Annotated in this window: 12 protein-coding genes; 4 read left to right on the top strand and 8 right to left on the bottom strand. The window is 65.8% G+C overall.

Going from position 1 to position 25,665, the window contains the following annotated elements; genetic code table 11:
* Positions 1–125 precede the first annotated feature (125 nt).
* The 3 genes from ASE50_RS02490 to ASE50_RS02480 are packed head-to-tail and all read right to left on the bottom strand — an operon-like array spanning position 126 to position 3,768.
* Positions 126–1,097 carry a hypothetical protein gene (locus ASE50_RS02490; RefSeq protein ID WP_056395042.1) on the bottom strand — a complete coding sequence of 324 codons (972 nt, stop codon included), beginning with the start codon at positions 1,095–1,097 and terminating at the stop codon, positions 126–128.
* Positions 1,094–2,335, bottom strand: coding sequence for a TIGR04063 family PEP-CTERM/XrtA system glycosyltransferase (locus tag ASE50_RS02485; protein WP_056395040.1), 1,242 nt, complete (start codon positions 2,333–2,335; stop codon positions 1,094–1,096). The genes ASE50_RS02490 and ASE50_RS02485 overlap by 4 nt, the downstream gene beginning before the upstream one ends.
* A gap of 56 nt (positions 2,336–2,391) precedes the next feature.
* Entirely contained in the window at positions 2,392–3,768 is a 1,377-nt protein-coding gene (locus ASE50_RS02480; RefSeq protein ID WP_056395037.1) for a helix-turn-helix domain-containing protein, read from the bottom strand.
* A gap of 145 nt (positions 3,769–3,913) precedes the next feature.
* Here ASE50_RS02480 and aceA point away from each other — a divergent pair, with 145 nt between their 5' ends.
* From aceA to ASE50_RS02470, 3 genes are all read left to right on the top strand, one after another.
* On the top strand, positions 3,914–5,194 hold the full coding sequence (gene aceA / locus ASE50_RS02475) for an isocitrate lyase (protein WP_056395035.1): 1,281 nt from the start codon (positions 3,914–3,916) through the stop codon (positions 5,192–5,194).
* Positions 5,195–5,217: 23 nt separating this feature from the next.
* Positions 5,218–5,367, top strand: a complete 150-nt coding sequence (locus tag ASE50_RS19085) for a hypothetical protein (protein WP_200909444.1) — start codon at positions 5,218–5,220, stop codon at positions 5,365–5,367.
* A 126-nt stretch (positions 5,368–5,493) separates the two neighbouring features.
* Complete coding sequence (locus ASE50_RS02470) at positions 5,494–6,276, top strand: SDR family oxidoreductase (protein ID WP_056395034.1); 783 nt, start codon at positions 5,494–5,496, stop codon at positions 6,274–6,276.
* 141 nt (positions 6,277–6,417) lie between these two features.
* Here the strand turns inward: ASE50_RS02470 and ASE50_RS02465 are convergent, their stop codons facing one another.
* From ASE50_RS02465 to ASE50_RS02455, 3 genes are all read right to left on the bottom strand, one after another.
* Positions 6,418–7,128: an SDR family NAD(P)-dependent oxidoreductase gene (locus tag ASE50_RS02465; protein ID WP_056395032.1), complete on the bottom strand. Its 711-nt coding sequence runs from the start codon at positions 7,126–7,128 to the stop codon at positions 6,418–6,420.
* A gap of 115 nt (positions 7,129–7,243) precedes the next feature.
* A complete protein-coding gene (locus tag ASE50_RS02460) occupies positions 7,244–7,999 on the bottom strand; it encodes a hypothetical protein (RefSeq protein ID WP_056395030.1) in 756 nt (251 codons plus the stop codon).
* Positions 8,000–8,036: 37 nt separating this feature from the next.
* Positions 8,037–10,292, bottom strand: a complete 2,256-nt coding sequence (locus ASE50_RS02455) for an NADP-dependent malic enzyme (protein WP_056395028.1) — start codon at positions 10,290–10,292, stop codon at positions 8,037–8,039.
* Between the two features lie 168 nt (positions 10,293–10,460).
* On the opposite strand from ASE50_RS02455, the gene mutS reads away from it, so the two are divergent.
* On the top strand, positions 10,461–13,031 hold the full coding sequence (gene mutS / locus ASE50_RS02450) for a DNA mismatch repair protein MutS (RefSeq protein ID WP_056395026.1): 2,571 nt from the start codon (positions 10,461–10,463) through the stop codon (positions 13,029–13,031).
* 858 nt (positions 13,032–13,889) lie between these two features.
* Here mutS and ASE50_RS02445 read toward each other — a convergent pair.
* A complete protein-coding gene (locus ASE50_RS02445) occupies positions 13,890–14,348 on the bottom strand; it encodes an Imm30 family immunity protein (protein ID WP_156347529.1) in 459 nt (152 codons plus the stop codon).
* A 5-nt stretch (positions 14,349–14,353) separates the two neighbouring features.
* Positions 14,354–25,654 carry a LysM peptidoglycan-binding domain-containing protein gene (locus ASE50_RS02440; RefSeq protein ID WP_162236150.1) on the bottom strand — a complete coding sequence of 3,767 codons (11,301 nt, stop codon included), beginning with the start codon at positions 25,652–25,654 and terminating at the stop codon, positions 14,354–14,356.
* Positions 25,655–25,665 lie beyond the last annotated feature (11 nt).

The raw sequence follows: 25,665 nt of genomic DNA, 5'->3' as shown, positions 1-25,665 counted from the left end.
GGTTGGTTCGCTCATCCCGGGAGGGGAGAGCATGCGGCTCGCTCGCCTCTCTCCCAACCTGCGCTAGCCAGCACGCTGGCAAGCTTCGGTATCCCTCTCCCCTGTCCGGGGAGAGGGTTGTGGGGTTATTCGCCGCCGGCCATGCGGCGCAGCGCGCCCAGCGCCGAGGCGAGACCGGTCGATTGGGCCTTGGCGGCTTCCTGTCGCGCGGTCTCGGCGGTGCGGCGACGTTGCAGGCCTTCGTCGAGGCGATCGAGCAACGCGTCGAGGCTGGGCAGCGGGGCCGGTTCGACCGGACGCTTTTCGGCGGGAGCAATGTCGGGTTGGTGGGTGACGGCTTCGGGTTCGGGAGCGATTTCCGGTTCGGAGGCAACCTCCGGCTCCGGTTCGCGCTCCGGTTCGATATTGGCTGCCGGCTCGGGTTCGACCGCCACGACCGGTGGCGCAGGCGGCGCGACGTCTTCGGGCAGTTCGACGGTCGGTTTGGCCGGAGCGGCCGGCTCGATCGGGGTCGGCGGCACAGGTGCCTCCTGTTCAGCGGCGGCCGCGACCGGGGGTTCGAAGAAGGCGGCGGGATCGACGGTGGCGTCGTCGGCGGGGGCGGGCGTCGGGCGGAACAGTGGGCGGACCGCCTGTGCCGGGGCGGCGGGGACTTGCGGCACGGCAGCGGGATCGAAGACCGCCATCGGGATGTTCAGGTCCCGCGGCAAATCCATCTCGGTTTCCACCGGGTCGAGCGGATCGAGGAACGGCTTGCCGAGATCGCGCGCGGCGCGCACCGGCGGGCGCGGCGGCGCATCGGGATGCGCGTCAGCCCGGCGGACGCTGGGTTCGGCATCGGCGCGGCGACGCTTGCGCTTCGCAGGCAGCAGCAGCCACAGACCGATCCACAGCGGCCCGGCGATCAGTGTCGCGGCGGCGAGCATCAGCGCGACGCGGGCGGTCATGCCCAGCGGCGGGGCGGCGGCGGGCAGCAGCGCGGGCAGGCCGCTCGCCTCCACCGCCGCCTCGATCCGCCAGACCGGCAACAGCGCGATGACGAGCGCGACCGTCAGCGCGGTGAAGATCGCGACGATCGGGGCGTGGGTGCGCTTCATGCGTCGACCAACGGCCGGACGGACGCGGCGGGTGTCGTCGCGGCGCGGCCGATCAGGCGCTGATACAGCGGCTGATAGCGGGCGACGTTCGATGCCCAGTTGCGCTCCGCCTCGACAAAGGCGCGCGCGCGGTCGCGCATCGCATCCCAGCCCGACCGGTGGGCGAGCAGCGCGGCGACCCGCGTCGCCAGCGCGGCGGGATCGTCGGGGGGGAAGAGCATGCCGGTATCGCCGTCGCGGATCAGCTCGCGATGGCCGCCGACGTCCGATGCGACGACCAGCCGGCGCTGGGCCATCGCTTCGAGCGGTTTGAGCGGGGTGACGAGATCGGTCAGGCGCATCGCCTTACGGGGATATACGAGTAGATCGACGAGTCCATAGTAGCGTTCGACTTCGTGATGCGACACGCGACCGATGAAGCGGATCGCATGCGCCGCGCTCGACGCCGCAGCCTGTGCACGCAGGGTCGCCTCCATCGGGCCGCCGCCGACCAAGAGCAGGCGGACATTCGGGCGCGCGGCGACCAACGTGGGCATCGCCGCGATCAGCGTGTCGAGCCCTTCATAGTCGTAGAAGCTGCCGAGATAGCCCAGCACGTCCTTGTCCACGAGGTCGAGTTCGGCGGCGAGTGCGGCGTCGGGCGCGGGCGGATCGCCGAACAGCGTAAGGTCGACGCCGTTGGGCGAGACCATGATCTTGGCTGGATCGATGCCGCGCGCGATCAGGTCGCGGCGCAGGCCTTCGCAGATGACCGCAACGCCATCGGCGCGGCGCACCGCCCAGGTTTCAAGCGCGCGAGTCGCGCGGTAACGGGGCGAGCCTTCGCTGCCGGTACCGTTGCCGACCGCGGCGTCTTCCCAGAAAGCGCGGATCTCATAGACCAGCGGCAAGGCGCGTTTGCGGGCGACCTTCAGCGCGGCCAGCGCGTCGAGCACCGGCGAATGGGCGTGGAGGATATCGGGCCTGAAATCAGCGACGACCTGATCGATGCGGGCGGCGAAGGCGCGGATTTCGGCCAGTTCGCCCAAGGGCGCGGGCAGGCTGCGCGGCGGCACGGTACGGTGGAAATCGATGCCGTCGACCGTTTCGCGCGCCGCTTCGCATGCCCCCTGTCGCGCGCCGGTCACTGCCGCGACGCTCCACCCGCGCGCCATCTGCGCGGTCAGGATCGCGCGGGTGCGAAAGGTGTACCCACTGTGCAGCGGCAGACCATGATCGAGGATATGGAGGACTCGCATGGCCGATCTATGCCCGAACTTGGTTAACGGAGATGTAATCGCCCGATATCCTACCGCTAATCGCCAGCAAAGGCGAAGGGGGTCAGGCCGCCGTCGCGATCGTCGAGCCGCATGGCGCGGCCGGCGGGCGGGGCCGAGCGTTGCGAGCAGTCGCCGCGGGTGCAGGCGCGGCACCCCGCCCCCACCGCCATGCCGCGCGCGGTCAGGTCGAGCCCGCGGGCGGCGGCAAGGCCGCCGGCTTGCTCCGCAGCGATGCCGAGCATGACGACGAAGCGTGCGCGGACTTCCCCGGCGAGCGCGCCGGGGGGCGTGACGGTGCGGGCGATGGTCAGCCAGCGACCGCCGGCTTCGGGTTCGACCAGTTGCACGATCGCCTCGCCACTGCGGGCGAAGGCGTCGAACGCGCCGAGCAGCGGGCATGGCGCGCCCTCGACCAGCGGCGACTGGCTGGCCCCGGCGAAGCGTTTCGAAATCTGGCCGGCGCGGTCGATGCGGAGCAGGCAGAAGGACAGCCCCCGCGCGCCGACCCGGTGGAGCGTGGTGAGGCGGTGGGCGACATGTTCGAACCCTGCGCCGAAGCGGCGGCCGAGCAGCGCGATGTCGTATCCGGTCGCCTCGCATGCGCGCAGGAAGCGGGCATAGGGCATCATGACGGCGGCGGCGAAATAGCCGTGGAGATGGCGGCGGAGCCACAATTCCGCGGTGCGATCGGTCAGGCCCGCGCCGCGCACGACCGCGTCGACCTCCGCCCGCGCCTCGGTATGCCCCAGCGCGCGGGCCAGCGCGAAGCTGCGCGAGGCGGGGTCGAGGCGTTCCGACAGTTGCAGCTGGCGAGCGTGGAGATCGGTGCGGTGCAAGCGGTCGGGCATCGCCTCGACCGGCAAGAGCCGGACCGAGAGGTGGTGGCGGACGCGCAGGCGATCGGCCATCGCCGCCGCCGCATCGCCGCCGCTCTGGCGCAAATCGTCGGCAAGCGCCTCGGCCTGCGCGTCGAGATCGGGGAAGTGGTTGCGCCAGCGTTCGATCGCGGCGCGGGCTTCGACGGCAGGATCTGCGGTGATCGTCTCCCCTGCCCCGCTCCCCAATCGATCGAAAGCGCGGGCAAAGGCTTCGGCACCGCCCGGCGCGCTGGCCAGCCATTCGGCGATGTCGCCGCGGTCGAGCGCGAGGTCGGCGAACATCGGGTCGGCGAGCCGCCGCCGCAGCGCATCGGCCCCGCCCGCCGGCTCGCTCGCCGCCAGCGTGCGCGCGTCGAAGCCGAAGCGTTCGGCCAGCGCCACCAGCAGCGTCGCGGTCAACGGACGCTGGTTACGTTCGATCAGGTTCAGGTAACTGGGCGAGACGCCGAGCAGCTCGGCCATCGCCGCTTGCGTCAACGCCTGTCCGCGACGCAGGCGGCGGACGGCGTGGCCGGCGAACAGCTTAGATTCCATCGGCGACCCTTGTCACGAATTGACAACCGCACAACCAGAACATCGGCGGGCGCGACATTGCAACTGTAATGTTCGCACGTAGGGGCTGACGATAGCGGATTGTCGGCGGCATATCGGTGTCAACGGAACCCATGCTGTAAAGGACATGACAATGGACATCGCCGATCTGGTCCCCGCCCCGCCCGGCCGCTTCGACGGGATCGCCCGGCCCTACACCGCCGCCGACGTGGCGAAATTGCGCGGGTCGGTCGCGGTCGAACATACGCTGGCGCGGCGTGGCGCGAACCGGTTGTGGGAATTGCTGCACAGCGAGGATTATGTCCATGCGCTGGGTGCGCTGTCGGGCAATCAGGCGATGCAGATGGTGCGCGCCGGGTTGAAGGCGATCTATCTGTCGGGCTGGCAGGTCGCGGCCGATGCCAATACCGCCGGGCAAATGTATCCCGACCAGTCGCTCTATCCGTCGAACGCCGGGCCGGAACTGGCCAAGCGGATCAACGCGACGTTGGCCCGCGCCGACCAGATCGAGCATATGGAGGGCGGCGCGACCCGCGACTGGTATGCGCCGATCGTCGCCGATGCCGAGGCTGGCTTTGGCGGGCCGCTCAACTGCTTCGAGATCATGAAGGCCTATATCGCCGCCGGCGTGGCGGGCGTGCATTATGAGGACCAACTGGCGTCGGAGAAGAAGTGCGGGCATCTGGGCGGGAAAGTGCTGATCCCTTGCGCTGCGCATATCCGCAACCTCGATGCGGCGCGGCTGGCGGCGGATGTGGCGGGGGTGCCGACGATCATCTGCGCGCGGACCGATGCCGAAAGCGCGCGGCTCATCACGTCGGACATCGATGAGCGCGACCATCCGTTCCTGACCGGGGAACGGACGCACGAGGGTTTCTTCCGGCTGAAGGACGGGACCGGGGTCGATCACTGTATCGCGCGCGGCCTTGCCTTTGCCGAACATGCCGACCTGTTGTGGTGGGAGACGAGCAAGCCGAACCTCGACGATGCGCGGCGGTTTGCCGAAGCGATCAAGGCGAAATATCCGAACAAGCTGCTCGCCTATAACTGTTCGCCGTCGTTCAACTGGGAGAAGAATCTCGACAAGGACGATATCGCCCGGTTCCAGCGCGAGATCGGGGCGATGGGGTATAAGTTCCAGTTCGTGACGCTGGCCGGGTTCCACCAGCTGAATTACGGCATGTTCGAGCTGGCGCGCGGTTATCGCGACCGGGGGATGGCGGCCTATAGCGAGCTGCAGCAGGCCGAATTCGCCGCCGAAGCCAATGGCTATACCGCGACCCGCCACCAGCGCGAGGTGGGTACCGGCTATTTCGATCTGGTCTCGACGACCTTGGCCGGCGGCAGCAGCTCGACCACTGCGCTCGACGAATCCACCGAAACGGCCCAGTTCGACAAGGCCGCCTGATTGATACTTAGAGGAGATACACGATGCCCGAACCGACCCGCAGCCGCGCCGTTTTCTCGACCGAGGATTTCCGGTTGCTCAAGGAAGCACTGGCCACGCACATCCAGACGATCGCCGACCAGCCGCAATCGAGCAAATTCGCCCATCTGTACCACCGGCTCGGCCGGATCTGATCCACGCTCCCTAAGCGCGGACGGGCGCGTCGCTTGCGAGCGGCGCGCCCGATTGCGTGATCGGGTATCGCCTGCCATCCTGACGAACCGGACGATTCGAAGATCCGGTTTGCCGCAGGAGCGTTTATGGACACCACTAGCCTGTTCCGCCTCGACGGACGTGTTGCGCTCGTGACCGGCGGGTCGCGGGGGATCGGGCGGATGATCGCGGCGGGGTTCGTGGCGCAAGGGGCACGCGTGTTCATCTCGGCGCGCAAGGCAGATGCCTGTATCGAAACGGCGGCGGCGATCGGCGCGACCGCGCTGCCGCAGGACGTATCGACCATTGACGGTTGCCGGGCGCTGGCCGACCGGCTGGCGGCGCAGACCGACCGGCTGGACATCCTGGTCAACAATGCCGGCGCGGCATGGGGCGAGGCGTTCGAGACGTTCCCCGAAGCCGGGTGGGACAAGGTCATGGACCTGAACGTCAAGTCGCCCTTTTTCCTGACACAGGCGCTGCACCCGATGCTGAAGGCGGCGGCATCGCGCGCGAGGCCGGCCAAGGTCATCAACATCACCTCGATCGACGGGCAGCGGGTCAATCCGTGGGAAACCTATAGCTATCAGGCGTCGAAGGCGGCGCTGATCCACCTGACGCGGCGGATGGCGGCGCGGCTGGTGGCGGATGCGATCCACGTCACCTCGATCGCGCCGGGGGCGTTTGCCAGCGAGATGAACAAGGCGGCGCGCGACCATGGCGACGGGGTGGCGAAGCGCATCCCGGCCGGGCGGATCGGGGTGGACGAGGATATGGCGGCGGCGGCGATCTACCTCGCGTCGCGCGGCGGGGATTATGTCGTGGGGGAAACGATCACCGTCGATGGCGGGCTGGTGAACGCGTCGATGGGCGGGGCGATCGACGGATAACCGCCAAAGGTCACGAAAGTCACACTCGCGGGCAACGTGCATTCGGCCTGTCGCAACGCCCATACCGGACGGCGATCGCGGGCGCGGCGGACGATGCGAAAGAACGGACCGACCCTGACAGGCAGCATTGGTGTAGGAAAGTCAGGGGGTGATTTCCGCCCCGTCCCACGCAAAGATGCGACCGCTCTGCGCCGGGGTCAGCGTGTCGAGAACGGTGAGCAGGCGTTCGGCGCTATAGGCGGGGGTGAACAGCTTTTCCGCCGGGACGCCGCGCTGGAACGGTTTGCTCAGGCCGGTATCAACCGTGCCGGGATGCAGCGCGACGCACACCGCCTGCGGCCGGCTGCGTGCCAGCTCGATCGCGGCGGTACGGACGATCTGGTTGAGTGCCGCCTTTGACGCACGATAGCCGTACCAGCCGCCGAGTCGGTTGTCGGAGATGCTGCCGACGCGGGCGGAAATGCAGGCGATGGTCGACGGCTGGTCCTTTGCGAGCAGCGGCGCGAAATGTCTGAGCGCCAGCGCCGGGCCGATGGTGTTGATCGCGAACAGATGCGCGAGGCGATCGGCGTCGAGATCGCGCAGCGACCGTTCGGGGCCGCCGTCTTCGTCGTGCAGGATGCCGGTGGCGACGATGACGCGGGTCAGCGGCGCGTCGATTTCAGTTGCGGCGGCTTCGATCGACGCCGGGTCGGCGATATCGATCGGGCAATATTCGACGTTGCCGGGCAGCGACGACGGCTCGCTACGGGCGGCGGCGATGACGCGGTCGTAGCGGTCGGAAACAGCGAGCGTGGCAACCAACGCCGCGCCGATGCCGCCATTTGCGCCGATGACAAGAGCCTGTGCCACGCTGCCCCGCTGTTTTACGATCGATCGGGCAACAGGAAGGTCAGGCGATGGTTCCGGGCGTCACGCAATTGCGCAGCAATCGTCGCCCGGTCGCGATGGCTATTCGATGTCGGCGTCACTGAATCGTTGGTGCGAGACCGCGGCCACGTGCTTCGACTGAAGCCTTAGCCAGGAAATCCTCGATGCCGGCAACGGTTGGCTGACGGCATAGCTGGAGTGCTTCGACTTCGGTGAGACAGTCGATTCCGTGCCCGAATTGGGCGCGCCAGAGTTGGTCCAGTTCTTCGCCATGGCGCTGCCATAGCAGATTGCGGGTTTGCGGTCGCAATGAAATGTGCCGCGCATCGCGGCTTTCGGTCAGTGTCGTGATGGCAACGATTTGACCGCCGCTCGCTTCGACATGGCCACGCAGATTGGCCAGCGTCCCGCCAAGACCGACATGATCGTCGACCAGCACATAGGCTGCGCCGCGCTGCACATCGCCATCGAACGTCGCCGGGGTCACCAGCCGCTGAAAAGCCGGGGCACGGGTATGACCGACCTTGTTGGTCTGAACAATTTCGCCGGCTACGACCGACAGGTCGAGGCGACGGGCCAGTATCTGTGCCATCGCATCGGGGATCGCGTTGAACCCAAGCGTTTCATCCGCGATGACGGGCAGGAGCAACGGCTTGCAGCCGGCGGTGACGGTTTGCAGGATTGCGACGGCCTCAGGTGCCAACAAATCGCCGGCGAGCGTAAGTGCCGCCTCGGCGTCACCGGATTTGGCAGCGGCATATCCCGGGTGACCGTCGCGTTGCGCAACGGTGGTGTGGACGACGACGTCGGGAAAGTCCGCCGGCCAGGGGAAACGGCTCGCGATGACGCTCATGTCGAACGCCTGCGCAGCCCGTCTCCCCGGCCTTCGATCACCCCACCATGCCACCGGCGGCGAGGACCGCCAGCGTCACCAGTTCGTTCGCGGTGCTGGTCATCGGCGCGATCTGCACCGGCTTTTCCATGCCGATCAGCATCGGGCCGATCACGTCGTCGCCGCCCAGTTCGCGCAGCAGCTTGGCCGAGATATTGGCCGATTGCAGCCCCGGCATCACCAGCACATTGGCCGGACCCGACAGGCGGGCGAAGGGGAAATTCGCCATCTGCTTGGGGTTGAGCGCGACGTCGGGGGCCATTTCGCCTTCATATTCGAAGCCGACCTGCCGCTTGTCGAGCGCGGCTACGCCGTCGCGGACATTGTCGATCCACTGGCCCGACGGATTGCCGAAGGTCGAATAGCTGAGGAACGCGACGCGCGGTTCGTGGCCCATGCGGCGGGCGACGGCGGCGGTGCGTTCGGCGATGTCGGCCAGTTCCTCGGCGCTCGGCCGTTCGTTGATGGTGGTGTCGGCCATGAACACGGTGTGGCTCTGCCCGACCAGCAAGTGGATGCCGAACGGCACCTTGCCATCGACCGGATCGATCACGCGGCGAACGTCGCGGAACGTCTGCGCATAGGTGCGGGTGATGCCGGTGATCATCGCATCGGCGACGCCCAGTTGCAGCAGCACCGCGCCGAAGGTGTTGCGATCCTGGTTGATCATCCGTTCGGCATCGCGCTTCAAGAAGCCGCGACGCTGGAGCCGTTCGTAGAGGAAGTCGACCATCTGCGGCACCATCTCGCTGGTGCGGCTGTTATGGACTTCGTAATCCGCGGGGTTCGCAACGCCCAGCGCGCGCAGCCGGTCGTGCACATCCTCGCGGCCGACCAGCACCGGGATGCCGTACCCGCCTTCCTTGAACGCGATCGCGGCGCGCAGCACCACTTCCTCTTCGCCCTCGGCGAACAGCACGCGCTTCGGATGGGCGCGCGCGCCTTCATAGGCCATGGTCAGGACCGAGGTGGTCGGATTGAGCCGTGCGCGCAGCTGCTGGCGATAGGCATCCATGTCGAGGATCGGGCGCGTCGCCACGCCCGAATCCATCGCCGCCTTGGCCACCGCCGACGGCACCAGTTCCATCAGGCGCGGATCGAACGGCGCGGGGATGATATATTCGGGGCCGAAGCTGTGCTGCGTGCCGTATGCCAGCGCCACTTCCTCGGGCACACGCTGCCGCGCCAGTTCGGCGATGGCGTTGGCGGCGGCGATCTTCATCTCGTCGTTGATGCCGGTCGCGCGTACGTCGAGCGCACCGCGGAAGATGAAGGGGAAGCCGATGACGTTGTTGACCTGGTTCGGATAGTCCGAACGGCCGGTGGCGACGATCGCGTCGGGGCGCGCGGCCTTGGCCAGTTCGGGGCGGATTTCGGGCTCGGGATTGGCCATCGCGAAGATGATCGGCGACGCCGCCATGTCCTTGACCATTTCGGGCTGCAACGCGCCAGCGGCCGACAGCCCGAGGAACACATCGGCCCCGTGCAGCGCCTCGGTCAGGGTGCGGCGGTCGGTGGCGGCGGCGTGGGCCGACTGCCACTGGTTCACATCGGCGCGCCCCTGATAGATCACGCCGGTACGGTCGCACATGATGACGTTGTCGTGGGCGACGCCCATCGCCTTCATCAATTCGGTGCAGGCGATGGCGGCGGCCCCGGCGCCGTTCACCACGACCTTCACCTCCGACAGCTTGCGGTTGGTCAGCAGGCAGGCGTTGATGAGGCCCGCGGCGCAGATGATCGCGGTGCCGTGCTGATCGTCATGGAACACCGGGATGTTCATCCGCTCGCGCAGCGTCTGTTCGATGATAAAGCATTCGGGCGACTTGATGTCTTCGAGGTTGATGCCGCCGAAGCTCGGCTCCATCAGTTCGACCGCGTCGATGAAACGGTCGACATCCTCGGTCTTCAATTCGATATCGATCGAATCGACGTCGGCGAAACGTTTGAACAGGACCGCCTTGCCCTCCATCACCGGCTTCGACGCCAGCGCGCCGAGATTGCCCAGCCCCAAGATGGCGGTACCGTTGGAGATGACCGCGACCAGATTGCCCTTGGCGGTATAGTCATAGGCGCAGGCGGGGTCGTCGTAGATCGCCTTCACCGGCACCGCGACGCCGGGCGAATAGGCGAGCGCCAGGTCGCGCTGCGTCGCCATCGGTTTCGACGCGATGATCTCGATCTTGCCCGGACGCCCTTCCGAATGGAACAGCAGCGCCTCGCGCTCGGAAAACTGGTCGGTGGTTTCGGACACTGGCGCTTCTCCCGTTTCGACCGGCTTTACGCAGGGGAAGCAGGGTCGGGCAAGGGTGAAGGTCAGGGCGGAACCGCTTTGACCCGCTTGCGCCGGGCAGTCGCCGAGCGGTATCGCCGCGCGATGGCAACCAAGGCTCGGGCGGACGATTCCCCCGCCCCCACCCCGATGATGCAGCAATATCTGGCGTTGAAGGCGGAGGCCGACGATTGCCTGCTCTTTTACCGGATGGGCGATTTCTTCGAACTGTTCCACGACGATGCGAAGATCGCCGCCGCCTGTCTCGACATCGCGCTGACCGCGCGCGGCGAGCATGAGGGCGCGAAGATCCCGATGTGCGGCGTGCCGATCCATGCCGCCGAGGGCTATCTTGCGCGGCTGATCAAGGCGGGGCACCGCGTCGCCATCGCCGAACAGGTCGAAAGCCCCGAAGAAGCGAAACGGGCAAGGGGTTCCAAGGCGTTGGTGGCGCGCGCGATCGTCCGGGTGGTAACGGCGGGCACGCTGACCGAGGAAGCACTGCTCGACGCGCATGCCGCCAACTGGTGCGTCGGCATCGGCGAGGCGGCGGGCGGCGTCGCCATCGCCGCCGCCGACGTGTCGACCGGACGGTTCGAGTTGATCGAAACCGACGCCGCCGGCCTGACCGCCACGCTCGCCCGGTTGCAGCCGGTCGAGGTGGTCGCTGCCGAGACCAGCGCCTTTGCCGAGGTGGCGACGTTGCTGCGCGCCAAGGCCGATTTCGACAGCGCGGGCGGCGAGGCGCGGTTGAGGGCGCTGCACGGCGTCGCCACGCTCGACGGGTTCGGACAGTTTTCGCGCGCCGCGCTGGCGGCGGCGGGCGGGCTGATCGCCTATCTCGACCATAATGCGCGCGGGCAGATGCCGTTCCTGCGCCCGCCGGTCTGCGCCGCCGATGGCCAGTGCATGGCGATCGATGCGGCGACGCGCGAGAGCCTCGAACTGACCCGCACCGCCGCCGGGATGCGGGCGGGGAGCTTGCTCGCCGAGGTCGACCGGACGGTGACCGGCGCGGGCGCGCGGATGCTGGAGGGGGATATCGCCGCGCCGCTGATGGACCGGGCGGCGATCGAGGGCCGTCATACAGCGGTCGGCTGGGCGCATGACGATCCGGGTTTGCGCGATGAACTGCGCACGACGCTGCGCGCGCTGCCCGATATCGGGCGGGCGCTGGGGCGGATCGCGGCGGGGCGCGGGTCGCCCCGCGATCTCGGCCAGTTGCGCGACGGGTTGAGCGCGGCGTGGACCCTTGGCCAACGGCTCGACAAGCTGGCGGACGTACCGCCGCTGATCGCCGAACTGGCCCCCGGGCTGCGCGGCCATGACGAACTGATCGACCTGCTCACGCGCGGGCTGGTGCCGATGCCGCCGATCGATGCCGGCGCGGGCGGCTATATCGCCAGCGGGTTCGACGCGGCGCTCGATACGTTGCGCGATACCGGCGCGGGCGGACGGCGGGCGATCGCCGCGCTGGAGGCGCAGTATCGCGAGCGTACCGGCATCGCGGCGCTGAAAATCCGGCATAACGGCGTGCTCGGCTATCATGTCGAGGTGCCGGCGCGCTCCGCCGACAGACTGATGTCGGCCGACAGCGGCTTCACCCATCGCCAGACGCTGGCCGGGGTCGTGCGCTTCAACGCGCCCGACCTGCACGAGGCGGCGCTGAAGGTGACGCAGGCCGGTGCCCACGCGCTCGCCGCCGAGGCCGCGCATCTGGAGGCGTTCACCGAGGCTGCGTTGGCGAACCGGGAAGCCATCGCCGCGACCGCCGATGCGCTCGCGCGGATCGACGTGACGACCGCGCTGGCCGAACGCTCGGCGGAGGGCGGCTGGGCGCGGCCGGTGCTGGTCGATCATGCCTGTCTGGAGATCGTCGGCGGGCGGCATCCGGTGGTCCAAAGCGCGGTGGCGAAGAGCGGTGGGCGGTTCGTCGCCAATGACTGCCGCCTGTCGGAACGCTCGCGGCTATGGCTGGTCACGGGGCCGAACATGGGCGGCAAGTCGACCTTCCTGCGACAGAATGCGCTGATCGTCGTGCTGGCACAGGCGGGCAGTTTCGTGCCGGCGACGTCGGCGACGCTGGGGATGGTCGACCGGTTGTTCAGCCGCGTCGGTGCGTCGGACAATCTGGCGCGCGGGCGATCGACCTTCATGGTCGAGATGGTCGAGACGGCCGCGATCCTTGCGCAGGCGACGCCGCGATCGTTCGTCATCCTCGACGAAGTCGGGCGCGGCACCTCGACCTATGACGGCCTCGCCATCGCATGGGCGGTGGTCGAGGCGATTCATGAGGACAATCGCTGCCGCTGCCTGTTCGCGACGCATTATCATGAGCTTACCCGGCTGGCGGAACGTTGCGACGCGCTGTCGCTGCACCATGTTCGCGCGCGCGAGTGGAAGGGCGATCTGGTTCTGCTCCACGAACTGGCCGACGGCCCGGCCGACCGCAGCTACGGCATCGCCGTCGCGCGCCTCGCGGGCCTGCCCCCCGCAACGCTGCACCGCGCCAAGGCGGTGCTGGCGAAGCTGGAAGCCGGCAAGGCCAAGACCGGCGGGATCGCCGCCGGACTGGACGACCTGCCCCTGTTCGCCGCCGTCGCGGCGGTGGAGGAGGTGCCGGTCGATGCATTGCGCGAGACGCTGGGCGGGATGGACGTGGATGCGATGTCGCCACGGGAGGCGATGGAGGCGTTGTATCGGTTGAAGGGGTTGGTTTGACGGCATTAAATTCGAGTGTCTGCGTTTATTTGCCGCACTACTGCAAACATCTGCGCTTTCAGCGGCAATAAAGATGCGATGTTTTGCACTTATATACATCCCCGCCCCCTTGCAACGAAGGGCGATCAGCTCGTGCTAAAACATATACCCGCCGCTTTCGTAGCCGATACATTGCCAGCATGTCGACGGTTTCATTAATAAATTCGTCGTCAAAAAACGTCTCGTTCAATCCTCGAATCAAGGCCCGTTAATGCAAGCAAGACGGTCGATTCAGGCTCCGCAAGGAGCGCCCTAGTTTTGGTTGATGGATGATCGGATAGAACGACTGCGAGTAAAAAAAAGTTTTCTGCCGGCTGATTGGGTGCACTAAAGGCGGCATGAAAACCAATCTCCATTTCGTCGCCTACGCGAACGGCCGCACTTTAAGATTCGTCAGGACCGCACGGCAAATCAGCGATTACACTGGTGTGGCTGCGTTGCTTGACGCCATAGCTAATGCACAGTTGCTGCTCGGAAATACTTATCTGCGACAACTTTAGGAACGGCATCTCTGGCCGGAATGGGCGCGGACCATCCATTCCGCCCAAGGCGCGACGTGCGATCGGGTCATCGGACACCTGGAGAGCTTCCACGCCAACACCGTCGATGCACGCCCTGTCGATATCGCCATCAGTCGCACGCGACACGATGCCATTTTTACCTCCCCTACTGAAGCCCTTGGCGTCAGAGACGGCAACCCGATCAGCGCACTCGCTGGACACGACGCGGATCCGCGGCTGGGCTTACCGCTTCAGGCAAGCACCCACAGTGCATTCACCGTGCGCCCCCTCAGGAACATTGTCCAAAACAACGCTGACATCACTCCGATGCAGCGACTGTCACCGGCACGGTCTTACTCAAGAACTGCGGGCTAACCGAGTTGATGCGCTCACACATTGCCCGCATCGCTTCCTTGGCAAAATTGGGAGCGTTGCGTAGTTGTCTCACTAACTCGGCTTGCGCCGATGGGCTATTCAACACCCTCATGAGAACGATCGACGCCCAGCGCGGCGACGATGCCACAAGGCCCGGGAAAACAGCGAGCAGTGCGCGAACGTAAGTGCGATCATCACATGCTTCCGCAGCATGGACGAGGGAGAACATGCCTTCATCGTACTCCGCGTTATCGGTTAAAAATGACAGCAGATCGCTTGTCAGACGTTCATCACCCTTTGCCAAAAGCTTGTTAACAGCGGCGTCGATTATAGCAGGACGCCCCCCATCTGTTTCTATCTCACACCTTAAACTGGCAAGGCATTGTTCGTAGGTTTCGTTCATGATCTTCACTTCACGAAAGTGGTGGGATGGTTGGTCTTATTCATCCGTATCACGTCTTGCAGACTAGACCGGATTTGAGGAGTGTAAAGCCCGTCGCCCCGGTATATCTGCCGCGCGTCCCATATACCCGCTGCCAACGCTTCACGCGGCGTCATAGCAATGTCAGCTTGGGTTCCATAGGTGAACGTGGCCCTATGCCGACCACCAACGCCTGGAACTGGCTGCTCCATGTTTATTGCGATACCGTCACCCCTCGAAACGCCTTCGAGTTTCATTCGAGCGCGGGAAGGAATGTGGTGGGGTGTTATGTTGTCGCCCTTCGTGCCCGCTGCGATCAAGTCATTGTAAGTTCCGACCATGCCCTCGCCAGGAAGCAGCTTGGGTCCGCCGCTGACGGCCGCGCTCTCTGCGACTTCTGGCAGACGTCCGAACACGAGGCTCGACACCGGACGACGGATATCTACAGGGGCTATCCTTCCGATCGGCCTCATTGAGGCACCCTGAAGCAGTCCACCTAGGATGAAATCGGCGCTTGTGCTGGAGTTGATTACGTCAGCATCCGCACCGAGATCATATGCGATTATTCCAGCGTTTACGGTAACCTGATCTGCAACGTTCAGTGCTTGCAGAAATGCGACATCACGTCGCATGGCGTTGACGGAGGCGAGACTAGGTGGGTTGGTTACGATTTGCATTCCGCCAGAAATTGCGGCCTGCCGCGAACTGAAATCTCGTCCGGCGTACTGATATCCTGAATTATACAACCACAGGGCTGGTGAGAACGAACTGACGTAGGAACCCAGCCTGCTACTCAACGAGAACGTGGGTTGGTAATTTTCGGGCTGTCGTAGCCAGCTAATCTGACTGTAATCGAAACCGGACGGGACGGTACGTTTGCTCAAGTCGCCGGTTACGACGATCTCGTCACCGTTATCGACACCATAGACGACACCCGGTTCGCGAGGTCCGTAAATCGGTACGGCATCTTGGGCGATGCGTGGAATGTATCGGCCAGCCCCAGCTTCGACACCACCCGTCGGCGAACCCGATGGACCGTCGTCGCTGCCCGCACCTGCAGCGCGCATGGCATCGGAACCGTCTTGAAGGTCCGAATATCGGCCCGAAGCAGACGCCTCCATTGATTCGCTGCCGCCGGACCTGCCGATGCTGGCAATCCCTCTCGTTACCAATCGCCCGATGGTCGCGCCGATCACATCAGGCAGCACCGCCATGATATTGTCGCCGAAGCTGGTACCCGTCAGGATGCTGCGGGTTGCCGCTCCCGCGGCGCTGGACGCATAGCCGGCAAGGTTCTGACGCCAGGCCGCCGTACTGCTGCCGGCGATGCCCTGACCGACACCGGCGGTTACGCCCGCCGCTGCGAGCCCGGCCCAGTCGAACCGGCTCTGTTGCTTCGTCGCGATCGCAACGCCCTGCATCACCGCGTTGCCGAGAATGCCGCGGGCGGCTGCTCCGCCGACACCGCTGCCCAGCGGAAGCGCCCCAAGGCTACCGCCGACCGCTGCACTCAGACCCGCCAGGGCAACACCGCCCCAGCTGAACTTGTCCTGCAATCCTATGCCGATGGCGAGCCCCTGGCTCGCTGCCGAGCCTGCCATCGCTCCCGCGACGCCGGCAGCGATGGTACCGGTTACGCCCAGCGTCGCACCACTCGACGCCGCCAACGTCGCCAGACTCCCGGTACCAAGCGCGCCCAGCGATCCGGCGAACGACGCCCCCGTCGCGAGCGCGCCGATACCGGCCGTGGCCACCGCGGCGACGGCGATCGCAACCGCGGCAAGCAGAATGCGCCCGAACCCGCCGCACTTGTTGCTCTTCGCCTTGGGGTTCGGGTTCAGATCGCCGAGGACGTCCGTTGGATCATAGGGCCGGTACGTATCCGCATTGTATGTCGAGCGGACCACGCCTGCCGGGATCGTCAGGACCTGACCGGCCACCAGCGTGCTGTCGGCACCCAGCCCGTTGGCCGTCGCGAGCTTGTACCAGAGCGATGCATCGCCCCAGATCTGGTCGGCGATGCCGCTGAGCGTATCACCGGCCTGCACGGTATAGCCGCGCCCGGCGCTGCCGGTCTCATAGCTGTTGATGCGGTCGATCGTCTCGGCAAAGTCGCGTCCGTGCGACTGGCCACCAAGAGGGGAGAAGGTCGAGGTTTCGCTCGGCTTGGTTGCGCGGCGGCCGATGGAGTCGAAATAACTGTCGGATGCGCTGCCGTTATTGCCGACATAGCCCATCTCGCGGCCGCCATGGCGGTACCAGATTTCGTGCGGGTCGCCGGTGGTGGCGTTACTGTCCGCCTCGTCGCGCTTGATGACCTGTCCGGCGAGATCATTGACGAAGGTCACCGTGCGCGCACGATCGCCGCCGATCGACACCATATCGAGCTGGCCGACACCGCTATAGGTATAGCTGGTGTAGGCGGTGTTGGCGTTGGTCTTGGTGGTGACGGTACCGGTCAGCTGCGCCGCATCGCGCCATTCGTAGCTGTTGGTGGTCGTGGTCGTCGTGCTGCTGCCGCCGTTGACGGTCGTGGTTGCCGTTACCTTCTTTATCGCGCCCAGCGCATAGTCGGTCCCGGTGCCATAGTCGGTGCTCGTCCTGGTAGTGACCGTGTCCGATCCCTGCTTGGTCACCGTCGTTTCAGCGACGATCTGGCCACGGCCATTGCCGTCATAGGTCAGGACGCGGTCATAAACCGCCGCGGCGCCTGCACCTCGATCGGTCTGACGGGTTGACCGGCCAAGCACGTCATATTCGTAGTTGGCCGAACCGACCATCGTGAAGATGTTGTCGGACGACGCCGTACCATCGTCGTTGTCGTAATAGCCGGTCTGTTCCGATGAAACCGTCGCAAGCTGCCCGTCATTACGCCATGTATAGGTTTCGCGTCGTTCGGCAGCATAGGACACGCGGATAATTGGATCGCCATTTCCTGGCGCATAGGCTTTGTACTGCGGGCTTACATCGTCGTCGTAGCTTCCCTCCGAAGCAACGAACCGCGGGCTAACCCCGCCGTCATCGTAATATGGGTTTCGGACGAAGGCGTAGGCGGTGAAGCTCGTGAGCGCGGTCGCCCGGCTGCCGTCGACGCGATAGGTTATCTCCGTCCCGGCCCCCCGCTCGACCCCGTTCGCGCCCAATCGCCCGCCGTCGAGCGTAACCCTGTTCATCGAATCGTACCGGAACCGGCGGTCTTCGGTAATGGTCGCCGTCGTATTGCCCGATGGACCAAGCGTCGCGCGCGTCGCGATCGTCTGCAGGATGTTCCCGTTCCGGTCGTAGGTCCAGCCCATCGATGCAGCGGGCAGCGCATCGCTGGTATCCGCCCAGCTGCGCATCCGGTTCTGCGTGTCGAAGATCGCTTCCGACCGGCGGTACACCACATTGTCGCGGGTGAAGGTCTCGGTCAGCCGGTTGCCGACCTGATCGTAGCCGAAGGTGGCGACGGAGCGGACGGTGCCCGACCCCATGTCGCTGGTCTGCGTGGCGAGCAGACCGGTGTTGAGCCAGACGAAGGTCTGTTTTTCGAGACCGGCGATCGTCGCCACGCGCCCGGCCTGATCGTAGGTGGTGGTCGCGACGTTGCCGCCCATGTCGGTGCGCGACGTCAGGCGGCCGAACGTGTCCTTGGCCTCGATCGTCTGCTTGCCGTTGGCGAAGGTGGTGGTTTGCCGCCAGCCGCCGGTGACGCCCAGACCGCTGTTGACGGCACTGTCCCACGCATAGGCGTTGGTCGTCACGTCGCCGCCAAAGGCGCGGCTGGTCGTGACCCGTCCGGCGACGTCGTAATCGGTGGTCTCGCGGTCGGTCGTGGCGCGGCCGGTCTGGCCATGCGTCAGGCGGCGGCCGAGCGAGTCATAGGTATAGCTGTGGGCGATGTCGCGGCTGTCGACGTTGCTGGTGTTCAGCAGACGCCCGAGCTTGTCATAGCTCATATAGGTCGCGCGACCGAGTTCGTCGGTCCGCTTCACCAGATTGCCGGCATCGTCGTATAGTTGAAAGACGCGGCCGCCATCGGCGTGATATTCGGCGGTGACCAGTTCGGCGGCACCGCCATAACCCGTGCCCCCCGCCAGCCGCCGGGTCGCGATGTTGCCGTTGCCGTCCTTCGTGCCGGCCAACCGCCCCGACAGGTCGTAATAGCGATATTCGAAAATGCCGGTTTCGTTAACATCGGCACCCAGCACGACCGGGCGCGCGATCGAGGTTACCCGCCCCATCCGGTTATAGCCGTAATAGGTCACGGCGCCGCGCGCGTCGGTCTCACTCGCGACTTCGCCGAACGCGGTGTAGCTGCGCGACGTGCGCAGATCGGTACCGCCGGTTACACCGCTGGCCAGTTCGCGTTGCAGGCTGTGGACGCGGGCCACCTGTCCCCGCGCATCATATTGCGCAATCGTCGCTACGATGCCGTTGGCGGGATCGCCAAGCGCACGTCCTTCGAGGGTCGAGATGCGCAGGACATTGCCGAGCGACAGGTTCTGGATATTGGTGCTGCCGTCGCTTTCGAGCGTCAGCGTCTGGCGGCCGGCACCGTCATACAAGAAATACCGCCACGTCCCGTCGCCACCGGTGCTGCGCCATGCGCGGCCGGCATCATCATATTCATGCTGCTCCTGCACCGACCCGCCGATCGAGCGGGAGACGAGTTCGCCGAACACGTTGTAGCTGAACGTGGTTTCCGGCGGCGCGCCGGCCGTGGTCAGGCTGGTGAAACCGGCGCTCGACTGCGTCCAGTTGGTGGCGGAAACCTGTCCACGCAGTCGACCGACATTGTCGTAGCGATAGATCGCGCCTTCGCGCAAAACCGACCCGGCACTGTTGCGGCGCGAATACGCCTCCGCGACCATGTTGCCGACCCGGTCGTAGAAATAGAAGCGCGTCGATCCCATCGCGTCGGTCATCGCGACCTTGCGACCCACCGCGTCATACCGGTTGGTGGTGACGCGATCGGTGCTGCCGACGACGCCCTCGACGGTGCGGACCAGATTGTCGTTGCCGTCGTAGAAATAGGCGACCTGCGGGATCGCTTCGTCGGTGGTGCTATTGATCAGGTTGGGGCGTTGTTCCCCGATCAACCGGCCGGCACGGTCATAGGCGTACAGGGTAGTATCGCCGGTCGCCTCGCGCTTCGAGGTGACGAGGCCGAGACCGTTATAGCTGTAGGTGATCCGCGCATCGCCGCTGACATCGGTCAGCGCGCCGGTGGTCGGATCGACGCTCCACGCCGCGACGCCCTTGCGGGTTTCGGTCAGGCGGCGGCCGTTACGGTCATAGCTGAACTCGGTCACGCGGTCGTCGGCGTTGACGGTCCCCTGCGGCCGGCTGGCCTCGGTCGTGCCGGTGACCGCCACCGCGTACCGGCGTTCGGCAAGCGCGTTACCCTCGGCATCGAGGGTCCATTCGGTCAGAAACCCTTGCTGATCGACCTGCGCGGTCTTGCGGCCCAGCGCGTCGTAGTAGGACAGGATCGATACGCCGGTCGCATCGGTGCTGCGCACGGCATTGCCGGTCGCATCATAGGCGACGCTCTGCGTCACCGTGCCGAAGCCGTAGACATAGGTGCCGCTGGTCGCATCCCACGCGCCGGTGCGGATATTGGCCATGCTGCTCGACACCCGCCGTCCGAGCGCGTCGTTGGCGTAGGTCGTCTCGCGATAGTCGCCGGTCGCGACCGGCCGGGTTTCGGTGGTCAATTGCGACGTGGTGACCGCGGTCGCATAGGCGCGGGTGCGGATCAGGCCGCCATTCTTGTCGTAGGCATAGGTGACATACGCCCCTGCCGCATCGACCTCGCCATTCTTGCGGTCGAGCGCGTCGTAATAGAACCAGCTGTGACGCCCCTGGGCGTCGGTACGGCGGGTAAGATTGCCGTGGCGGTCGTAGAGATATTTCTCGGTCGGCTGTCCGGTGCCGGCGTTCGTGCTGGAGCCGGGCACGCCGTAGTCGACAGCCATGCCGCGCTTTTCGATCAGGCGGTCGAGGGCGTCATAGCTATAGTCGGTGGTCCGCTGTTCGGTCAGGCTCCACGCCTCTATCATCCGTGTACGATTGCCGCGCGCGTCATATTCGTAGCGGGTGACAACGCCGCCCGCCTCCTGGGCACCGGCAACGAGTTGGTCGTTGGGCGCACGTCCCTCGCCCGCGCCATAATTGGCGTAATGTTCCAGCGGATCGATGCCGGCAGCGGCGACGTCGGGATTGTTCGCCAGATAATAGCGCGTGTCGAAATCGACGTTCGGATTGCGGCCTGCCCGCCAACCCGAATTTTGCCAATGCGCGCGCAGCGCTACCGGATCATTGGCGATTCCTGCCAGATCGTCATAGGTATTTGCGTAATATACCGGATCGAATTCGGAAATCTTCGCTGTCTTGGCCCGGGCAAAGCCGGTGGCATCCGATGCCGTCTTCGCTACGTTCTCCGAAAATACCTGTCCACGGCGGTCGTAGAAGCGGAAGGTGACGCCGCCCAGCTTGTTCGTGGCCTGCACCACTTCGCCGAAGCTGTTGTAGCGGTTGTTCTCGCTGAACCCCTCCGCATCGATCGTTCGCACGACGCGGCCGAGCTTGTCGTAAACGAACTGGACCACCGCGTCCTTCGCATCGGCCGCGACGATCGGCAGCGTCCCAATCGCGGCGGCGTTGCCTGCGCGCTGTTTGCGGCGGGTGACGGTCGCGATCTGGTCGAACGCGGTGTAGCTGGTTTCGGTAACGTAATGTTCGGCATCGCGGACGGCGACGACGCGGCCGGCGGCATCGTAATAGCGGTAGGTCGCCCCGCCGCGCTCGTCGACGATCCGCACCTGCTGTCCGAACGGGTCATAGTCGTAGGACTGGACCTGCCCCAGCGCGTCGGTACGCGTCAGCATCCGCCCTTCGCGATCATAGGTGAAGCTGGTGGTGCCGGTCCCGTCGGGCGCGACCTGGGTCAGCAGGTTGCCGAACCCGTCATAGGTATAGCGCGTGGTCGACTGGAGACCATCGGCATCGGCGATCCGGGTGACGACCCGGCCGGCCGCGTCGTAGCCGAGCTGGGTGCGGACCTGATCGACCGTGCCATAGGCCTCGGTCGTCGACTGGACGGTGCCATTGACGTTGTAGGTGTAGCGGGTGACCGTGCCGGCGGCATCGGTCGTTTCGAACACGCGCCCGGCCGCGTCATAGCTGGTGGTGGTGACGACGCTGGTACCGGTTTGCCACGCGGCGACGTTGGCGATCGTCGTCGCATCGGTGGCGCTGGCCATCGCCGTGTCGAACCGGACGACCGCGACGACCCGCCCGCCGGCGTCGTAATCATAGCGGCTGACATAGCCCACCGGATCGATGGTGAAGCGCAGTTCGCCGCGTGCAGCATAATAGCTGCGGGTAATGCGGGTATCGCCATGACCGCCAGTTGACGTCGCCCACGCGGCCATCGTCTCGTGCGTCGGCAGGGTAGTGGTGGCGTAGCTTGTGACGAAGCGCGTCGTCTTCACGACATTGCCGCTGCCGTCATAGCCATAGCCGGTGACCGACCCGGCGGCGTCGATCGCGAAGGTCAGGTTGCCGCGGTCGTCATGGACCGCGAAGCTGCTGCGATTGGCGGGGTCGCTCGCCGCGCCGGCAGTGGCCAAGCCCTGCGTGACCGTAGCGACGTTGTAGCTGCCCAGTACCGCGATCGGCCGCGCATAGACGATCGTCTGGCGGACCTTGCCGGTCGCATCGCCCGCGCGAGCGCCGGCATAGACATATTCGGTGACGCGTTGGACGGTGTCGACGGTGAAGCGCAGCAGCCCCTGCCCGTCATAGACATAGCGGACGGTGCGATCGTTCGCATTGGTGCCGACATCGGACAGCAGCGCGGTCAAACTGGCGGACGCGCGCAGCGTATCGGTCACGCGCCTGGCGAAGCTGGTCGCCGACACGCGGTTCCCGGCGGCGTCATAGGTCGACCGGCTGAGATACCCCTCCCCGTCGAGCGCGCCGATGACGTTGCCGTCGCGGTCGTAGAAGGTGCGGCTGACGCTGTCGCGCGCGGTATCGGCGGTGGGACGGGTGACGGTGGTCGGCAGCGTCGTCTTCAGCGCATCGACCGCGACCCGGTTGGCATAGCCGGTTTCCCGCAACAACCGGCCGGACGCATCATAGTCAAAGACGACGCTCGCCCCGGTGGCGTCGATCCGCTGCAACACGCGGCCTTCGCGGTCATAGACGATCCAGTTCCAGCGATCGGCCGGGCCCGCCGCCGGGCGGATGGTGGCGACATCGATATCGACCGCCGGATCGGCCAGCCGTGCCATCTGTTCGGCGGACAGCGCGGCGTTCCAGCCGATCGTCGCCGCCAGCCGGTCGTTCTGGTCATACCGATATTCGGTCAGCTGGCCGAGCGGGTCGACCTCGCCCGTCTTTCGCCCGGTCCGGTCGTAAACGACGTAGCGGTTCTGGCCAAAACTGTCGGTCGCGATCCGCACCCGGCCGGTACGGTCGTAGCGATAGCCGGTGGTGCCGGTACCGCTATAGCTGCCCGCTTCGCTGGCCGAAACCAGATCGCCCGCGCGGTTGTACGTCAAGGTCTGCACCGCGCCGCTGGCCAGCGTCACGACCGTCTGCGCGCCTGCATCGTTGAACGCGATCGACGTCTGACCGCCGCGCACGTCGGTCGACCCGATCATCCGCCCCAGCCCGTCATAGACGAACAGCTCGCGCTGCCCGCCGGTGACGCGTTCGAGCAACCGGCCCGACGCATCGCGGACGAACACGGTTTCGGAATAGCCCTGCGTCGTCAGCGGCTCGCCACTGGCATCCGCCGCACCGTCGCGCACGATCCGCGACACTTCGCCGCGCGCGTCATAGTCGTAGCGGACGATCATCCGCGCCGATTTGGCCGACAGTCCGCTTACCCAGCCGTTCAGCCCAGCTTCGGTCATCGCCACCGACGTGGACGGGATATCGGCGGTGAAGCTGTCGGTGCGGATCAGCAACCCGCTGGCGTTGTAGGTGTAGCGCGTGACCCGCCGTTCGGCCGAGACCGTGTATCGCAGGCGATTGGCGCTGTCGTAGACGTTGTTGCTCGCGACCGTTTCGGCGGCACCCGCCGACACGGCGCTGGCGGAGGTGCGCAGCAACTGGTTCTTCGCGTCATAGGTGCGGGTGACGACGTTGCCGAGCCGGTCGGTGGTGGTCAGCAGATTGCCTGCCGTGTCATACGTCATCCTGGTGATGCCGCCCGACGGATCGGTGACCGTCGCCACGTTGCCGGTGCTGGTGTAGCTGAACTGCGTCACCTGTTGCGCTGCGCCCGCTTCGGTCGCAGGGGCAGTGATCTTCGTCAGCAGTCGCGACGTTTCGGGCTCGTCGACCGGACCGATCAGGTTGACGCCGGCCACGATGACCCCGGCCCCGGCCGGCTCATCGGCCCCCAGCGCGACGAACAGCCGGGCAAAGCCGGCATCGTCGCGGGCATAGGTGCGGGTGACCAGGATGGTGGTCGCCTCGGTCGCCGACAGGCCCCGCACCGAATAGAAGCCGCCGGACAGCGGATCGAGCGCGCCCGGCCCCGACAGCACCCGCGCACTGGACAGGTCGTCCGGCCCCCACCCCGACGCGGAACCGCCCAGCCCCAGATGATGGCCTTGATCGAAACCGGTCGCCTTCAACGTGATGACGAAGCTGTAGGTCTCGCCCGCCTTGGCGGTGAAAGTGCGTTGCAGGTTTGCGGCGGTGCTTGCGGTCTTGACGGTGAATTTATACGCCGCCGCGCCGTTGATGGCGGGTTCGGTCGCGCGGTTCAGGTTGCTCGCGGTCCATTTGGTCGCGTTCATCCGGTCGAGCGACGATGCCTCTGTACTGCGGACCAGCGTCTGGCCGCCGGCGATCAGCGAGGTTCCGGCGCGGAAATTGCTGCCTTCGTCGACGTAGAAATAAGCGCCGCCCGATCCGGTCTTGTCATAGGTCCGCGTGATCTCGACGCGCGTACCTTCCGTCGTCGACAGACCGACGACGCGCCAAAAGCCGCCATTGATATGTTCGATCGTCCCTGGACCCGATACGATACGCGCTACCGAAATGCCCGGACCACCCCAGCCATTCTGGTCCGAATACAAACCCAAATTCTGGGTAGTGATGTCGCCAACTGCCTTCAGGCTGATGCCGAAGGTCATCGTTTCCCCGGCGGTAACGGGGAAACCTTGTGAGATACCAGCCCATTGACCGCCAGTCTGGACCGTATAGCGCGTGGCCGCCCCCCCGTTGATGGTGTCGGCTTGCCGGGTCAGATTGCCGCTGTCCCACGTCCCGCCAGCAAGCGCGAAGTCGCCGCCTGCGAAATCCAGCCGCGTGAACTGCCCCGCGGGATCGATTATAGTGGTATTGTCCGCGTTATAGCTCAATCGCGTCACGCGCGTTGCCGAACCGTCGACAGTCTGCGTGACCGCGATAACCCGCTGGTACTTGTCATATTCGAAATCGACGCGCGTACCGTCGGTCTGCGCGACCGAAGCGATCAGGCGGGTATCGCCGATATAGGTATAGGCGCTACCATAGCTCTTGCCGTCGGCGACGCTGTTGTCGGCCGGGGTCAGATCGACCGTTGCGCTACCCAACCGGCCGAGGCTGTCATAGGCGTAGCGGGTGCGGGTCTGCATCCGCTCGACTCCGCCCTGCGTCGTGAAGGTGCGGATATCGGTGATCGCATTGCCGCTGTATCCATATTGGATGCGTTCGCCGTTGGCGGTGCGCAGGTCGGTCAGCTTACCATCGGCATAGGTGAAGGTCAGCGCGTTGCCGCTCGGGTCGCGCTGTTCGGAAATATAGCTGTGGTTGCGGTAGTTATAGCCATAGGTTTCGACGACCTGGCTGTCGCCGTCGGTCCATTTCCACCCCTCGGCGGTGCTATAGGTGATGGTGTCGTGCGCGCCCGCGCCATCGGTGGTGCGATAGGCGGTGCCGTTCCAGACATAGGTGAACACCGAACCGTCGGCAGAGGCGCGCTTCACGGTCGAGCCGTAGGTATTGACCGTTCCGGTCAGCCCGTACAGGCTGCGATCGGTGCTCTGGCGCCAATTATCTCCATTTTCGTCGGAAAGATCGCCCTGACTGTTATAGGTCCGGCTGATCGCCGCATCGGGACCCCGGCCCAGCAGCAATTCGTCCTGCTGCATCAGCATCAGATTGCCGTTGGCGGCGTTCAGCAACAGCTGTTCTCCCGAGCGGCCGAGCGCCGCCTGCCCCAGCGTTCCCGCCCCGCCCAGCACATTGCCCGACCCGCGCTCGAACCCCGTTCCCGCGCCCGTGAAAATGGCCACCATGGTCGCAAATC

The organism is Sphingomonas sp. Leaf5, assembly GCF_001421155.1.
Lineage (GTDB): Bacteria > Pseudomonadota > Alphaproteobacteria > Sphingomonadales > Sphingomonadaceae > Sphingomonas.
The sequence above is the reverse complement of the archived record's forward strand: the minus strand, read 5'-3'. Positions and strand labels throughout refer to the sequence as shown.